At 62.7% G+C, this 15,538-nt stretch carries 16 protein-coding genes; 9 read left to right on the forward strand and 7 right to left on the reverse strand.

Going from position 1 to position 15,538, the window contains the following annotated elements:
* Positions 1–425 precede the first annotated feature (425 nt).
* Both LPA36_RS19870 and LPA36_RS19875 read left to right on the forward strand, forming a co-directional pair.
* Positions 426–2,123, forward strand: coding sequence for a M30 family zinc metallopeptidase (locus LPA36_RS19870; RefSeq protein WP_228880380.1), 1,698 nt, complete (start codon positions 426–428; stop codon positions 2,121–2,123).
* A 92-nt stretch (positions 2,124–2,215) separates the two neighbouring features.
* The gene (locus tag LPA36_RS19875) at positions 2,216–2,575 is read left to right on the forward strand and encodes a hypothetical protein (protein ID WP_228880383.1); all 360 of its coding nucleotides are present in this window, start codon (positions 2,216–2,218) and stop codon (positions 2,573–2,575) included.
* 65 nt (positions 2,576–2,640) lie between these two features.
* Here the strand turns inward: LPA36_RS19875 and LPA36_RS19880 are convergent, their stop codons facing one another.
* On the reverse strand, positions 2,641–3,540 hold the full coding sequence (locus tag LPA36_RS19880) for a DMT family transporter (protein WP_407674309.1): 900 nt from the start codon (positions 3,538–3,540) through the stop codon (positions 2,641–2,643).
* 380 nt (positions 3,541–3,920) lie between these two features.
* On the opposite strand from LPA36_RS19880, the gene LPA36_RS19885 reads away from it, so the two are divergent.
* Complete coding sequence (locus LPA36_RS19885) at positions 3,921–4,121, forward strand: hypothetical protein (RefSeq protein WP_228880388.1); 201 nt, start codon at positions 3,921–3,923, stop codon at positions 4,119–4,121.
* Between the two features lie 150 nt (positions 4,122–4,271).
* Here LPA36_RS19885 and LPA36_RS19890 read toward each other — a convergent pair whose 3' ends face one another.
* Together LPA36_RS19890 and LPA36_RS19895 are read right to left on the reverse strand one after the other, a co-directional pair.
* A complete protein-coding gene (locus LPA36_RS19890) occupies positions 4,272–4,556 on the reverse strand; it encodes a hypothetical protein (protein ID WP_228880389.1) in 285 nt (94 codons plus the stop codon).
* Positions 4,557–4,661: 105 nt separating this feature from the next.
* On the reverse strand, positions 4,662–5,450 hold the full coding sequence (locus LPA36_RS19895; RefSeq protein WP_228880393.1) for a Mut7-C ubiquitin/RNAse domain-containing protein: 789 nt from the start codon (positions 5,448–5,450) through the stop codon (positions 4,662–4,664).
* A 41-nt stretch (positions 5,451–5,491) separates the two neighbouring features.
* Here LPA36_RS19895 and LPA36_RS19900 point away from each other — a divergent pair, with 41 nt between their 5' ends.
* The 4 genes from LPA36_RS19900 (at position 5,492) to LPA36_RS19915 (ending at position 9,352) form a co-directional block, all read left to right on the forward strand.
* On the forward strand, positions 5,492–6,415 hold the full coding sequence (locus LPA36_RS19900; RefSeq protein ID WP_267478592.1) for an NAD(P)-dependent oxidoreductase: 924 nt from the start codon (positions 5,492–5,494) through the stop codon (positions 6,413–6,415).
* A gap of 125 nt (positions 6,416–6,540) precedes the next feature.
* Positions 6,541–7,188, forward strand: a complete 648-nt coding sequence (locus tag LPA36_RS19905) for a LysE family translocator (RefSeq protein WP_228880398.1) — start codon at positions 6,541–6,543, stop codon at positions 7,186–7,188.
* A 346-nt stretch (positions 7,189–7,534) separates the two neighbouring features.
* Positions 7,535–7,900 carry a response regulator gene (locus LPA36_RS19910; protein ID WP_228880400.1) on the forward strand — a complete coding sequence of 122 codons (366 nt, stop codon included), beginning with the start codon at positions 7,535–7,537 and terminating at the stop codon, positions 7,898–7,900.
* A 231-nt stretch (positions 7,901–8,131) separates the two neighbouring features.
* Complete coding sequence (locus LPA36_RS19915; protein ID WP_228880403.1) at positions 8,132–9,352, forward strand: ISL3 family transposase; 1,221 nt, start codon at positions 8,132–8,134, stop codon at positions 9,350–9,352.
* Between the two features lie 55 nt (positions 9,353–9,407).
* Here the strand turns inward: LPA36_RS19915 and argC are convergent, their stop codons facing one another.
* The 3 genes from argC to LPA36_RS19930 form a co-directional block, all read right to left on the reverse strand.
* Complete coding sequence (gene argC, locus LPA36_RS19920) at positions 9,408–10,355, reverse strand: N-acetyl-gamma-glutamyl-phosphate reductase (RefSeq protein WP_228880405.1); 948 nt, start codon at positions 10,353–10,355, stop codon at positions 9,408–9,410.
* A gap of 258 nt (positions 10,356–10,613) precedes the next feature.
* Positions 10,614–11,189, reverse strand: a complete 576-nt coding sequence (locus LPA36_RS19925) for a flavodoxin family protein (protein ID WP_228880407.1) — start codon at positions 11,187–11,189, stop codon at positions 10,614–10,616.
* 117 nt (positions 11,190–11,306) lie between these two features.
* Positions 11,307–11,909, reverse strand: a complete 603-nt coding sequence (locus LPA36_RS19930; protein WP_228880409.1) for a YbhB/YbcL family Raf kinase inhibitor-like protein — start codon at positions 11,907–11,909, stop codon at positions 11,307–11,309.
* 312 nt (positions 11,910–12,221) lie between these two features.
* Between LPA36_RS19930 and LPA36_RS19935 the strand changes: the two genes are divergently transcribed.
* Positions 12,222–12,902, forward strand: coding sequence for a response regulator (locus LPA36_RS19935; protein WP_228880410.1), 681 nt, complete (start codon positions 12,222–12,224; stop codon positions 12,900–12,902).
* 112 nt (positions 12,903–13,014) lie between these two features.
* On the opposite strand, the gene LPA36_RS19940 is transcribed toward LPA36_RS19935, so the two are convergent.
* Entirely contained in the window at positions 13,015–13,701 is a 687-nt protein-coding gene (locus LPA36_RS19940; RefSeq protein ID WP_090535260.1) for an orotate phosphoribosyltransferase, read from the reverse strand.
* A 340-nt stretch (positions 13,702–14,041) separates the two neighbouring features.
* On the opposite strand from LPA36_RS19940, the gene LPA36_RS19945 reads away from it, so the two are divergent.
* Positions 14,042–15,295: an MFS transporter gene (locus tag LPA36_RS19945; RefSeq protein ID WP_228880412.1), complete on the forward strand. Its 1,254-nt coding sequence runs from the start codon at positions 14,042–14,044 to the stop codon at positions 15,293–15,295.
* Positions 15,296–15,538 lie beyond the last annotated feature (243 nt).

Raw genomic sequence — 15,538 nt, forward strand, 5'->3', positions numbered from 1 at the left:
CGTACCGTCGCCGGTTAAATATCGTATTCGCATAAATGAAATAGAATGCGGCCTGTGGTTTCTCCAGCCTCGAAAATCGAGCGCGCCTGGTCATTTCATCAGATGATTCGCGATTAACTCACGGCGGTCCTTGCTGGTTGCAACGGACGCGTCGTTGCGCATCGTCTTGCGCCGAAAATGCCTTGGTTCAAGGGCTCAAATGCGCGCTCGCGCTTTGCTGGCGGCACTCTGATTTCTAAAGTTGAAACCCGGTTTTGCCGATATCCCGATCAAACCTTCAGATGCCAATGTGCCGTTAATCGGCACGGTAACGAAACGGGTGTGCTCACCGGCCGTTCGATTCAGGCGGCCGTTTTTATTTTGCGTTCTGACGGTGAAACAAGGTCCTGCAAAGACTGGCCGTTGCAGAGAAGGAGAAATAGCGTATGCGCGCATCGCGCCTGAAATTGCTGACGGGGCACACCCTCGCCCTCGTATTGTTCGCGAGCCTTGCCGCCTGTGGCGGCGGTGGTGGCGGCGACACTTCGCCGGCAACGAAGAGCGGCGCGCCGGTCGTGGGCCCGAGCGGATCCGTCCAGTCGCTTCTGGCGGCCTGTACGAACTGCGCGGCCGTCGATGCGTCGACGTATGCAGGCAGCGGCACCGGTATCTGGCAGGTCGACAACATCGGTACGTCACCCACCAATGTGCCGTTGTCGATCAGCGGCCTGCGCGGTCAGAACGTGACACTTGTGTTCTCGAACGAAAGCGCGTCGAACCAGACGATGCCGGGTATTGCGCTCACGCAGAGCGTCTCCGTCGCACATTCGATGGTGGGCGCGACCAGTACATCCGCTGCGCAGGGCGAAGACCCGACCGCCGCCGCAATCCGCCAGTTCAACTACAAGGGTTGGGCCGATCTTGCCAGCGCGGCAAGGTCGCAGGCAGTCATGCGCTCGCAGGTCGCCGTGCCGCCGGGCCCGTCTGCGTCGTACAGCCTCTACTCGCAACGCGACTTCTACTATTCCGACCTCACGCTGCGCCACACGACGCTGGAAGAACAGGCGACGACACAGGACGGCACGCTCATCAACCTGTGGGTCGAGAACTCCGAAATTGGCGCGACACAGATGACCTCTGCGCTGGTCCACACGCTCCTCACCCGTTACGCGCAACAGGGCGGCATCTACGACATGGTGACAGGCGTCGGCGGCAAGCTGTACGGACCGAACTCGCAGAGCGCGCTGATCGACGGCACCAGCCAGCCGATCGATCTCGTCGTGCTCAACTTCAATCATGACGGTCAGGCGTTCGGTTCGATCGGCTACTTCTGGGGGTTGAACAACTTCAGGAAAGGCACAGGCCAGAGCGCCTACAGCAACGAATCGATCTCGCTGTATCTGGATTCGGAAACGCTGTACCTGGGTGGCGCCAACGGACTTCAGCAGATGTTGACGACGATGGCGCACGAAAGCACGCACATGCAGAATTTCTACCGACGCTCGGTATTGATGGGTTCGCAGTACGCGTTCGAGCCGTGGCTCGAAGAAATGACGGCGATGATGATGGAGGACTGGACGAGCTTCAACATCGATCCGACGCACGCATTCAACGCGATCCGTAACGTGCGCTTTTACGATTACATGACGTACAACGGTCATGGCAGCTACAACTGCGGGCTGACCAACTGGACGCCGTTCGCCACCGACTGCGAAAGCTATTCGGTTTCGGGGTCGTTCGGCGGCTTCCTGAACCGTCAGCTGGGTCTCGCGTTCTACAAGGCGCTGTTGACAAACAAAGGCCAGACCGACTCGCTCGCGATCCTGAACGACGTGATCAACCAGATTCGTCCGGGGTCGAGCGTGCAGCAGGAACTGCGTCATTTCTCGGCGGCCGCGGAAGGTTTGATCCCCGCGACGACGAGCGTTTCGCAGTATGCATTTCCATCGCGCTCGGAAGGCGGCTTCACGCTGCCGGCGATCGACCCGACCTCGGCGCTCTATCCGCGCGCGCTGCCCGCCGCGTTGCCAGCTGTGCTGATGAGCCTCGGCAGCTTCCCTATCGTGCGTCCCGCAATGACGGGCACCTACACGGAAACCGTACGCGTGCCGCCAGGCACGACGTTGTCGGTGATCATCGACTGACGTCGGGCAAGTGTGCTTGAATCAGGCTGCTTCCCCGGAAGCAGCCTTTCTTTTTTCCAGCTGCGGTTCTGTGGCGATTCGAGGTGCCGGTGATGTCCAGCGTGAAAATCCGTTATGCGATTCCCCCCGCGTGCTCGCGGCTCGTTGCGCTCGCGTTGCCGCTCATGATGAGCGTGGCGTGTGCGAGTGGCGCGGGTGCTGTGAGCGTGGGCGCTCCGGTCGAACTCTCGGGCAAGCTCGTGTTGCGCGGTAACGAGCCGTTCGTGTATCCGGTCGTCTACGACGCACGCGGCGTGTGGGAACTACAGGGTGTACCGAAGGCGCAGGCCTCCGTATTGCAGAACCAGCAGGTGAGTGTGCAAGGCACCGTGACGCGGCTTGATCCAGGCGGCTTCCAGTTACCGGCGGTGCAGGTCAAAACGCTGGTGCCGAAAGGCGCATCGTCAAACTGAGAGCGCATTGCCGCGCAGAAGGCGCGCCAGGCGATGTGCTGCAGCCAGCACCCGTACCGTCTCCTTCAACCCTGTCCGATCGACGACCCTGCAGCCTGCCGCCGGTTTTCCCACGCCGGCATCACCTGACACACGATCAGCCCCGCGAGCATCAGCACGCAGCCGAAGAGCGCGCGTCCGGGCAACGTTTCACCGAGCACCAGCCAGCCCGCGAACGCGGCGAACACGCCTTCCATGCTGAAGATCACGGCGGCGTGCGCGGGGGCGGCGTCTTTCTGCGCGACCACCTGAATGGTGTACGCGACGCCGACCGAAAGGCCGCCACCGTAAAGAATTGTCGGTGCGGCGCGTACGAGATCGGCGAGCGTGAGTGGTTCGAAGGCGAGACCGACTGCGAGACATACGATGCCGCACGTGACGAACTGCACGAGCGCGAGCATGAGCGGATCGTGGCGGCGCGCGAACCGTCCGACGAGCATTACCTGCGCCGCGATCACGAACGCGCCGGCGAGCTGGTACCCGTCGCCATAGAGAATCGTAAAGTGCTCGCTGACGCTCAGAAAATACATGCCGATGGCGGCGAGGAGCGCGCCCAGCCACGTGCCGAGTGCCGTCTCGTGACGCGCGAACACGCCCATCAGCGGCACGATGACGACATAGAGCGAGCTGATAAATCCAGCGTTTGCGACCTTCGTATACTGCAGTCCAATCTGCTGCATCGAAATCGCAACTGCAAGCAGCAGTCCGAGCAATGCACCTGATGCCAGCAGTTCACGCGAAACCGCCTGTGTTGTGGTGACCGGCGCGCCGCCCGGACGCACGTGCCGCAGGTACATCAACAGGCCGAACACGACGGCCGCGCCCAGCAGAAAGCGCAGGCCCGTGAAGAGGAAGGGGCCGATCGCGTCGAGACTGAGCCGCTGTGCGACAAAGGCTGAACCCCAGATCAGGGCGGCGACCAGCATCAGCAGGTTCGCGCGAAGATGTTTGCGACTGTTTGCGTTCACAACAGAAGTGCGTGCGGATTTCGGAGCGCACATGATACGCGTCCGTGCAGAACGGTCCGAAACTGGCTGGATGACGCGGGGTTCATCCGGACAAATGCGGCCTGTCTGGCGATCGAAAAAACACCGTTAGAACCGCGTAAAAACACGTGAAGTCTGGAAGAAAGAAACGTGTCTCCCGGAAAATACATAGTCGCTTTTATGAGATGACAAACTGCCTACGCTAAGTGATACTCCCCGCGGGGAGCCGCCTGGCGACGCCGTTACCGGGTGACGCTTCACCATGTCGTACTTATTCATTCACATTGATCAAGTCGTCCAGGTTTGGGGAAAAAAACATTATGAAGAAGATCATCGCCTCGCTCGTCGCAGCTTCGTTCGCACTCGTGTCGTTCCAGGCTTTTGCTCAGGATGCGTCCGCACCGGCCGCTGCCAGCGCAGCCAAGCCGAAGCACAAGCAACTGAAGACGCACGGCAAGAAGGCTCACGTTTCGGAAGCCGCATCGGCTGCCGGCACGAACGACAAGGGCGCACCGCAGTAAGGTTTTCCCGTTCGCGCAGTCCGGGTCTCGCGACCCGTTCCGCCAGCGAAAAAAAGCCAGGGTTTTGCCCTGGCTTTTTTTTGTGCGTTGGCGCCGGTTGCGGCGTTTGCCGTGACTGAAGCGCGCTGGCGGTGATGCCCGCCGGGAGGCTTATTTCGCGTCGCTGGCGAGGCCGCGTTGCAGCACTTCGGTCAGGACGCCGGTCATGCCTTCGGGGTGCGCCGCCGCGCGTTCCTTCAGTTGCGCGACGAGATCGGCGTTCAGCTTGCACGCGAACGGCACCAGCCCCAGCTCCTGATCGAGCTTGCGTTGCGCGCGACGATCGGGCGCCGCCTGCGTCGCGGTACCGCCAAAGCGCCCAGCCGTCGACCGCTTCAGATCGTTGGCCAGCTTGAGCGCCTTGTTCTTCTCAAGGTCGAATTTTTTCATTGCCATGCCAGATGCCCCTGCGGAATAAGTGAAGGTGAATAATCCCGCATTGTACGCACCGCGCGCGAGGTGCCATCGGCACCGGCCTGAAGGCGACCGTTTTATCGCGGGCTACGTCGGGTTCTCCGCACCGGCGGGCGACATGCCGGCCGTGTCGTCGCGCTCGGCCGCGAGGCTGTCCATCAGCGCGCGCATGCGCTGCCAGTGAGTGCCTTCCCAGAACACGCGCTGACACACGTCGCAGGTGACGAAGTGCATATGCCGCTCCAGTACGCCCGGTGGAGCACGTTCTGCCACGTCCTCTTTCGCGATGCGCCGCAGCGGCGCGTTGCAGGCAAGGCAAAGGCGAAACGGCTGCGCGCTGCCTGCGAGATCGAGCCGGTCGAAAATCTCGCGAAGCTGGATTTTCGGCTTTAGCGCGCGCACATAACAACCGTGCGTGATGGTGCGGCGCTTCAGCAATTCCCGGTCGCGCGTGAGTACGATGCGGTGATCGCTCGCAGCGATGGCTTCGATGTCTTCGTCGGGATAGTGGTTGTCGTACAGCGTGTCGAAGCCTGCCAGACGCAACAGTTGCGCGAGACCGCCCAGATGCGCATCGGCGACAAAACGCATCGTTCGCAGCGGCCGTTCGCGCACACGCAGGAGTGGCTGGATGTCGAACGCTTCGAACTTTGGATAGACGGCGACGCGATCGCCATCGGCGAGCGGATGCTGGAAACCCACCGATTCGCCGTTCACCAGAATCAGTTCGACTTCGGTGTGCGGCACGCCGATCGCCTCGATCATGTGCTTCGCGGTGGCGCCGCGCGCGCACGCGCAACTGAACGAACGCCGCCGCAACGGACGGGCGATGAAGTCGTTCAGCTCCTCATAAAACCGGAATGTCGCCGTGACCATTTCGCCAGTATGGCACTGCGTCGCCGGTCACGCGCGGATGCATGTGTCACGCGGGTGTGGTCTACTTCCGTTTCGTTCGAAGGAGGAGGTCCAGAATGGACATCGGATTTATCGGTCTCGGCGAGATGGGTGCCGTGATGGTTGTCAATATTCTGAAAGCCGGGCATACCGTGCGCGTGTGGAACCGCTCGCCGGAACGCGCGCAGACGCTGGCCGCCGCAGGCGCCCAGATCGTCGCCACGCCGGCAGAAGCCTTTGCGGGCGACGCGGTATTCTCCATGCTCGCCGATGACGCCGCCCTGCGTGACGTCATCGACAGCCAGTTGCTGGAAGACGCGCCGCGCGGCCTGATCCACGTCAATATGTCGACGATTTCCGTCGCGCTCGCCGAATTGCTTGCGCACGCGCATGCGCAGCGCGGCCTGAACTACGTCGCGGCGCCCGTGCTTGGCCGGCCGGACGTCGCCGCGGCGGGCAAGCTGACGATCGTCGCCGCCGGTCCCGCCGAAGCGATCGATCTCGTGCAGCCGGTGTTCGATGCGATCGGCCAGAAGACGTGGCGCATCGGTTCGCTGCCGCAGCAGGCAAACGTGATGAAGCTGGCGGTGAATTTCATGCTGGCCTCGGCCGTGGAAACACTCGGCGAAGCGTCGACGCTCCTCACCGGCCACGGCGTCGCGATGCAGGATTTCCTCGACGTGATCACGAACAGCGTGTTCCCGGGCCCGGTCTATCAGGGCTACGGAAAGATGATCGCCGAGCAGCGCTATGAGCCGGCGCTCTTCAAGGCGCGTCTCGGATTGAAGGACGTGCGGCTTGCGCTGGCAGCCGCCGACACAATTTCCACGGCGCTGCCGATCGCGAGCGTCGTGCGCGACAGCCTGCTCGACGCGGTCGCGCATGGCGAAGGCGAAATGGATTTCGCGGTGCTGGGTCAGGTCTCGGCGCGCCGCGCCGGGCGATGAGATCCGCTTTCGGCCGGCGTTGCGCTGGGCCTGTCCGGATGGCTAACGTCGAGCCGCGGTTGCGCCGCGGTGCGCACGCACGGGCATAATGGCGATCCTTTCAGTTTTTTACCCCGGCGTCGGTTATGAGTCTGCACACCTGGTGGCTGTTTGCCGCCACCGTTTTTGTCATTTCGGCCATTCCCGGTCCGAACATGCTTCTCGTCATGACGCATGGCGCGCGGCACGGACTGCGTCGTTCGGGCGCCACGATGGCAGGTTGCCTGTCGGCGCTGGTGCTGATGCTGTCTGTGTCCGCAGCCGGCCTCGGCGTGTTTCTCGAAGCGTGGCCGGCAATGTTCAACGCGTTGAGGCTGATCGGCGCGACGTATCTCGTCTGGCTCGGTATCAAGGCGTGGCGCGCGCCCGTCGACGAAACCGCAGCCGCGAATGTCGACGGCGATGCGCCCGATGGCAGGGCGGACCGGCCGCGCTCCGCGTGGTCGATGTTTCGCAATGGCTTCCTTGTCGCGAGCAGCAATCCGAAGGCGATCCTGTTTGCAGCCGCGCTGCTGCCGCAGTTCATCGACGCGAGCCGTCCGACGCTGCCTCAGTTTGGCGTGCTCGTTGCGACCTTTGCGGTAATCGAGGTGAGCTGGTATCTCGTCTACGCGGGTTTCGGCACGCGCATCGGCGCGAAGTTGAAGAGCCGCAACGTCGCACGGGCGTTTAACCGGTTGACGGGCGGCGTGTTTGTCGGCTTCGGCGCGATGATGGCGCTGGTGCGGCACTGAGCGGGAGCCGAATGGTTGCAACCTGTCGAAAAACGCCGGGGGATCCCCGGCTTTTTTAACGCCTGCGCATTCCGGAGGACTACTGGTGCGCCCGCCCGCCCGCGGGAGGTGACTTTTTGTGCGGCGCGCAATAAATCCGCCGATCCGCAAAAAAATGAAATTTACGCAAGGTTATGCGGATCAAAGCACATAGACCTTGCTGTTACTGTGGGAATCTCGTTTTCGCGTACCACATAGTGGGCACGAGGCGTGCGTACGACCCTCGTCACTGCTTGCAGTCCGCACACGCCGTGGTACCCGCGATACCGCTATACGTCGATAAAACAGATTCCGTCTGGAGACAGCCATGTGTGGCCGTATCCTGCTTGCCGATCACGATGACGACGCCCTGACCTGTCTTGCCAATCTGCTTGAGGGCATGGGCTACGAGACGGCGTCGACCCGCTCCCGCGACGAACTGTTGCAGGCAGCGCGGGATTTCCAGCCCAATGTGGTGATCGTCGACCATGCAATGCCCGGCATGGACCGGCACGGCGTGACCGCCGTGCTGCGCGCCCGCAATCCTGGCCACACCATGTTGCTCATAGCGCTCACCGGCTGGGGCCGCTCGTCGGACGGGGACGCGCTGATCGCAGCAGGCTACGACGTGCATCTGGTGAAGCCTGTCGGCGTGGACCAGCTTCGCTTCATTCTCTCGATGATCGACGCCTGAGCGGCGCGTTTCGTGTTGCCGGTACGCAACCTTGAGTGATTCCTCTAGCGCGTATGTTGCGTTGCACCAAACGGTTTGCTATAGTTACTCCTGTCTCCTCCATGTCTCCTCTGATATGGATTCAGCCCGCCCCAGTTGGCGGGCTTTTTTTTGGTTCATCGCGTAAAACCGTGGAGCGTTTGGGCGCACCTGGTAATCTGACGCCAATAGGAACGGGCGTTGGAGGGCGAGGTGCTAGATCGCAAAGCGCTGCAGGCGCTGGGGTGCTGGACGGGCTACCGGCTTGAACGAGTGGAATGGCCGCAAGATGGGAGTCAAACGCTGTCGCTGTATCTGAAGCCGGTCAGCAAGGTGATGGTCTGCGAGCAGTGCGGCAGACGCTGCCAGCAGGTTCACGAGACGACAGAGCGTCGAGTACGGGATCTGCCGCTGTTCGAGTACCGGGTCGTACTACATGTGCCGCGCCGACGGGTCTGGTGCGCACACTGCGGCGGTCCCCGGCTGGAACGGCTGGACTGGCTGGGCCGCTATCAACGAGTGACGGAACGGTTTGCAAAGGCCTGCGAGAAGCTGCTGCAGTCAGCCAGTGTGCAGGCGGTGGCGGCGTTCTACGGCTTGAACTGGCATACGGTCAAATCGATCGACAAGGCAGGTTTGCAGGCGCGGGTTGCCGATCCGGACTGGACCCGGGTGCGCTATCTGGCCATGGATGAGTTTGCGCTCCACAAAGGCCATCGTTACGCAACGGTTGTGGTCGAGCCGCTCAGCCGCCAGGTGCCGTGGATTGGCGCAGGCCGCTCGCGCGAGACAGCCCGAGCCTTCTTTGAACAGCTTCCTGCCGACGTAGCCGAAGGCATCCAGGCCGTGGCGATTGACATGACAACGGCCTACGAACTGGAAATCCAGGCGCACTGCCCGCAAGCCGAGATCGTGTATGACCTGTTCCACGTCGTGGCCAAGTATGGGCGCGAGGTAATTGATCGGGTCCGGGTTGATCAGGCCAATCAACTGCGGCATGACCGGCCTGCTCGAAAGGTATTGAAATCAAGCCGCTGGCTGCTACTGCGTAACCGGCAGAACCTACGCCCCGAGCAGTCGATCCATCTGGACGAACTGCTGGAGGCCAACCAGTCGTTGCTGTGCGTCTACCTGTTACGCGACGAACTCAAACAGTTGTGGTTCTACCGGAAACCGGCCTGGGCGCAGAAGGCCTGGGAACAATGGTGCCGACAGGCTCAGCAAAGCGGGATTGCTGCCCTGAAACTGTTCGCTGAGCGGTTGCAGAACTACTGGCATGGCATCCTGGCGCGCTGCCGGCATCCGCTCAACACCAGCATCGTCGAGGGTATCAACAACACGATCAAAGTCATCAAGCGCCGGGCTTACGGCTACCGGGATGAGGAGTATTTCTTCCTCAAGATCCGCGCAGCCTTCCCCGGTAATCCGCGATGAACCTTTTTTTTGCCTGTATAAGTCTCGCGAGCAGTTCTGCCCACGACGCGAGGGATCAGCGTTTAAGGCCAGTTTCCTCGCCAGCGCCAATTGCCAGGTTCATGCACTGGATCGCCGCGCCTGAAGCACCTTTGCCGAGGTTGTCGAGGCGTGCCACGGTGACGAAACGCTCTTCGCTGCCGAACACGAACAGATCGACGCGGTTGGTGTCGTTGTTTGCCTGCACGTCGAAGAAACCGCTGTCCAGGTTGTCGTCGGCGTTGAAGGGCGCGACGTGCACGAACGCTTCACCTGCATAGTATTCGGCGAAGAGCGCCTGCACGTCCTGCGGCGTGGCCTTGCGCGCGAGTTGCGACGGCGAGAAGTACGTCGTCACCGCCAGACCCTTGTAGAAGTTGCCGACGATCGGCGTGAATACCGGCGCCGACTTCAGCCCCGTGTGCGCCGCCATTTCCGGCAGATGCTTGTGCGTGAGACCGAGCGCATACGGGCGCGGGCTCGTGAGTTTCGCGTCGCCGGCGGCTTCGTAATCCGCGATCATTTTCTTGCCACCGCCGCTGTAGCCGGTGATCGAGTAACTGTGCGCCGCGAAGTCCGGTGTGACGAGCCCGCCTTCGACGAGCGGACGCATGGCCAGCACGAACGCGGATGCGTGACAGCCCGGCACGGCGATGCGCTTTGCCGTACGCAGGCGCTCGCGTTGCGCGCGGGCCAGTTCCGGCAGGCCGTAGGCCCAGTCGGCGCTGGTGCGAAACGCGGTGCTTGCGTCGATCAGCACGGTGCGGTCGTTTTCGACGAGCGAAGCCGATTCGCGCGAGGCCACGTCCGGCAGGCACAGGAACGTCACGTCCGAAGCGTTGATGAGACGACGGCGCTCGTCGAGATCCTTGCGCTTTGCTTCCTCGATACGCAGGATTTCGACATCGTCGCGCTGCGACAGGTATTCAAAAATCTTCAGGCCGGTGGTGCCTTCCTGTCCGTCGACAAAAACTTTTGTGCTCATCTCGATCTCACTGGCTTGCGGGTGCTGGAATGCGTGGACGCCATGCGGCGCCGGAACGCCATTTTAAGACCGTATGGCGGCGCGCGTGCGAAAGCGTCGGCGAAAAAAGACGGTGCGCCACGAAAATGACGTTGAAATGACGATGTTCAACGTCAGATGCAAGGCGTTGCAGGCGGATCGCGGGGGAATTGACGGCAGGATGTGGCGAATTGCAGGTGTTATGCCGCTGGACGATCTCACGGCGTCGTCCCCGTAAGACTAGCCCGGGCGGCTCGCGCTCCAGCGCGCCGTGACGGCCGCCACGCGTGCGCCGAACGCCTTTGCCGTGTCGAGATCGCCTTGCGGCGGGGCTTCTTCGGGTGACGCGTCCGCTGGCGACTGCGTCAGCAGCCCCGCATAACCGCCGACGTAGTTCAGGTCGTTGCGCGTCGCCGCCTTCGTGTTCGACGGCAGGATACCCATGCCTGTCCAGATCATGCCGTGCTGCATCGCGAGCGAAATGAAGTACTGGATCGTCGAGAACTTGTCGCCGTTCATCGATGCGGAGTTCGTGAAGCCGGCGGCAATCTTGTCCTTCCAGCTTTGCGTGATCCATGGCTTCGAGCTGGCGTCGGCGAATTTCTTGAAGTCGGCGGACGCGCCGCCCATGTAGGTGGGCGCGCCGAAGATGATGCCGTCGGCGGCGTCGAGTTCAGCCCAGGCCGCTTCATCGAGATCGCCCACGGCGATCAGTTTGGCGTCCGCACCAGCGTCCAGCGTGCCGGCGAGGACGGCTTCGGCGACCTTCTTCGTATGGCCGTAGCCGCTGTGATACACGATGACGATTTTCGACATGAGCGATCTCCGGAGCAGGTTGAGCGAAGCGTGGGCACCCGGCGGCGCGGGTGCCAGTTATCGCATTGCATCATGTCTGCGCGCGACGTGCTGCGCCGGCGGTCCGCCCGCTGCGCGTCAGCGGCCGTACGTCACGACCATTCGAGCCGAGCCGAGCGTCGCGGTGCCGATCTCGTGCTCGAACATCAGCGCGGGCCGCCCCTGCGCCACGCGCAGATTTGCCGTATTGAGCGCGTACACCGTGACCACGTAATGATGCGGCTTGCCGGCGGGCGGACACGGGCCGCCGTAGCCATCGGTATCGAAGTCGTTGCGCGCCTCGACGGCGCCGAGTTTCTGGAGATACCCGGACGCGCTCGCGTTTTCCGGCAGCCCGTCGACGCCCGGTGGAATGCCTGCCACCGCCCAGTGCCACCAGCCGCGCCCGGGCGCGTCGGGATCGACGATGCTGACCGCGAAGCTGCGCGTGCCGGCCGGCGCGTCGTGCCATGACAGTTGCGGCGAACGGTTGCCGCCCTTGCAGTCGTCCTGGTCGAAGACCTGCGCGACGTCGACAGGGCCGCCGGCGTGAAAACTTGTGCTGGAGAGTCCGAACGTCCCCTGCGCGAGCGCGCGCGGACCCTGAGCGGCGACGAGCGCCAGGCTGGATATCGCCAGCGCGAGGGAAGGCAGATGAAAACGGAGCGAAGCAGGCGATACCACGAGGCAACGCGAACGCATGTACCGGTTCTCCTGTCGACCGGAGGTCGCGCTTTAGCGCGTTACTCCGGACCCATGCAAGATGGTTGCTGTCAGGGTCGTGACGCAGACACCGTCACGAGGATTATTGTCCCTATTTTGCGCCGGCGCGTCGATTCCGGTTCATCGAGGTGTGGGTTTGCGGCGATTCGCTTTCCCGGGCGGGTCGGCCCTCAAGGAAATCGGCTATATTCGGATGAATTGTGATGTGGCCAGAACCGCAAGCAAGACTAACAAATCCAGAATACGTTAAATGACAGGCAGACCGTCGTTTAGCTTTCGTCGAGGGCGTGCATGCAGGAGAACATCAGGGTCGTGGTGGCCGACGACCATCCGGTCATTCTGTTCGGTGCCGAGAACGCGTTGCTGAAGTTCGCCGGCATCGAGGTCGTGGCACGAGCAAAGCAGTCCACCGAACTCATCCACATTCTCCAGACCATTCCCTGCGACGTGCTGGTGACCGATCTCGCGATGCCGGGCGGCCAGTACGGCGACGGCCTGCCGCTGATCAGCTACCTGCGTCGCAATTTTCCGAAGCTCGGCATCGTGGTGCTGACGATGCTCGAGAATGCCGCGCTGCTCAAGCGTCTGAGCGATCTCGGTGTCGAATCGGTCGTCAACAAATCCGACGATCTGAGCCACATCGGGCTCGCCGTGCAGCATGTGAGCCGCAAGATGGAATACATGAGCCCTTCCGTGCGCGCGTCGCTTGATACATTGCGCATGAATGCGGGCGGCAAGACGAGCGAAGTGATCCTGTCGCGGCGCGAACTCGAAGTGGTGCGCCTCTTCGTGTCCGGTATGACGATCAAGGAAATCTCCGAGCAACTGAGCCGCAGCATCAAGACCATCAGCACGCAAAAAAATACGGCGATGCGCAAGCTCGGTCTCGAACGTGATTCGGAGCTGTTTCAGTATGCGCAGAGCAACGGCTTGTTGAACCTCTCGTCTTACACGCCGGGCGAGGGCGGCTGAAGCGCGGCGTGTGATCAGGCTCAGCATCTATTGCGCATAAAACCGCCTGGCATTTCGGACAGGCGGTTTTTTTACATCAGCCGGATGACGCTCCGGCCACGCGAAATAGCACTTACTGCGGCGAAGCTGTCGCGCCGCCGTGCGCTGCCGACCACTCGGCCGGCGCGTGCAGGAATTTCTCGACTTCATCGAGCGTCTTCGTTTCGAAGTAGCCCGACTGCTTGGCGACGCGCAACACGTCCCACCACGTGGCAAGCGCGTGCAGATCGACATCGATGTCTTTCAGCACCGATACGCTTTCCTTGAAGATGTTGTAGTGGAACAGCACGAAGCAGTGATTCACCTGCGCGCCAGCCGTGCGCAGCGCGTTGATGAAGTTGATCTTGCTGCGGCTGTCGGTGGTCAGGTCTTCGACCAGCAGTACGCGTTGACCTTCGGTCAGCAGGCCTTCGATCTGCGCGTTACGGCCAAAACCCTTCGGCTTCTTGCGCACGTACTGCATCGGCACCATCAGGCGGTCGGACAGCCATGCCGCGAACGGGATGCCGGCGGTTTCGCCGCCGGCGACGGCGTCGATCTGCTCGTAGCCGACATCGCGCAGGATCGTGGCTTCAGCCATTTCCATCAGGCCGCGGCGCACGCGCGGGTACGAGATCAGCTTGCGGCAGTCGATGTAGACCGGGCTCGCCCAGCCGGACGTGAAAATGTACGGTTTTTCCGCGTTGAAGTGCACGGCCTGCACTTCGAGCAGCATCTTGGCGGTCGTGTCGGAGATCGTCTGGCGATCGAAGCCTGTCATGGGCGGATCCTTGGGTGTCAGCGGGGAGGGCGGGCGCGGAGCCCGGTGGCATAGCAAGCGCGGCGTTTTGCAGCGCAGTGGGCAAGGCGTCAGGGACAGCCCGGCGCCCAATGCAGGCAAAACACGCGACCGGGCAGTTGATCGGCCGGTTTGCTACGCGCGTAGGCCGCTATTTTACCCGATCGGGGCCATTCCGAGGAGCCCCCGGCACGCCGGATTTGCCGCAACCACCGGCCGCGAGGCGCCCGACGGCCCCGAGCGTCGGCTTTTTGGCCAGGTTGTGAGCGCCTGGTCGCGCCTTTACACTCACGCGACTTTCCAGTGCTTTCCAATCGGCGCCATGAACATCGCTCCCTCTCCCTCCGCTTCCCCCGCGCCCGGTGCGCGCGAACGCCGCGGCTATGCCGGCCGCGCGCTGGTTGCATCGGTGCTCGGCTACGCGATGGACGGCTTCGATCTGCTGATTCTCGGCTTCATGCTGCCGGTGATCGCGCTCGATCTTCATCTGTCGTCGGCGCAGGCGGGCTCGCTCGTCACGTGGACGCTGATCGGCGCGGTGGTGGGCGGCATCGTCTTCGGCGTGCTCAGCGACTGGTTCGGCCGCGTGCGCATGCTGACGTGGACGATCCTCATCTTCGCGGTGTTCACCGGCCTGTGCGCGCTGGCGCAAGGCTACGCCGACCTGCTCGCTTATCGCACGATCGCAGGCATCGGCCTCGGCGGCGAGTTTGGCATCGGCATGACGCTCGTCGCCGAAGCGTGGCCGGCTTCGCAGCGCGCGCGTGTCTCGTCGTACGTCGGCCTCGGCTGGCAACTGGGCGTGCTGGCCGCCGCGCTGCTCACGCCGCTTCTGCTGCCGTTGATTGGCTGGCGCGGCATGTTCGCGGTCGGCCTCCTGCCCGCGGTCGTATCGTTTGTCGTGCGCAGGCGCGTCGAGGAGCCGGCGCTGTTCACGCTTCACGCCGAACGCGCGACACGCGGGGCGCGTCGAAGGTTGCCGCTGAAGCTGCTGGTTGCCGACGCTCGCACGCTGCGCGCCAGCATCGGCGTCACGATTCTCTGTTCCGTGCAGAACTTCGGCTACTACGGGCTCATGATCTGGCTACCCAGCTACCTCTCGAAGACGTTCGGCTATTCGCTCACGAAATCGGGTTTGTGGACGGCGGCGACGGTGATCGGCATGGGCGCAGGCATCTGGCTCTTCGGCATGGCGGCGGACCGCTTCGGCCGCAAGCCGGCGTTCCTGTTCTATCAGGCGGGCGCCGTGGTGATGGTGTTCGTGTACGCGCATCTGACGACGCCGATTGCGTTGCTGGTCGGCGGCGCGGTGATGGGCGTGTTCGTGAACGGCATGATCGGCGGTTACGGTGCGCTGATCTCGGAGCTGTATCCGACCGAAGCGCGCGCCACCGCCCAGAACGTGCTCTTCAATATCGGGCGCGCGGTGGGCGGCTTCGGCCCCGTCGTGGTTGGCGCACTGGCGGCGCAATTCTCGTTCGCCGCGGCGCTGGCGCTGCTTGCATCGATCTATCTGCTCGACATTCTCGCGACGGTGTTCCTTATCCCGGAGCGACGCGGCGCGTTGCTCGAATAAGCGGGGTATCGCCCGTGTTTTCGTCCGTGTGACGACCGCCTGTCATGGCGCGCTGCAGCATGAAGTCACCGTCCCGCACATCGGATCTGCCGCCGTAAACCCCACGTGTAATGACGAATGCGGGGTGTACACTGATCGACCCGCCAAACGCTTTGCATCGTCTTGCCCGACGCCCAGGTTCGACGCCACGCCCAACCGGCGTGCCCGAAAACCGTCGCTGTCGATTACCCATCCGACAGGCGC

The organism is Paraburkholderia saeva (assembly GCF_907164555.1).
GTDB classification, from domain to species: domain Bacteria; phylum Pseudomonadota; class Gammaproteobacteria; order Burkholderiales; family Burkholderiaceae; genus Paraburkholderia; species Paraburkholderia saeva.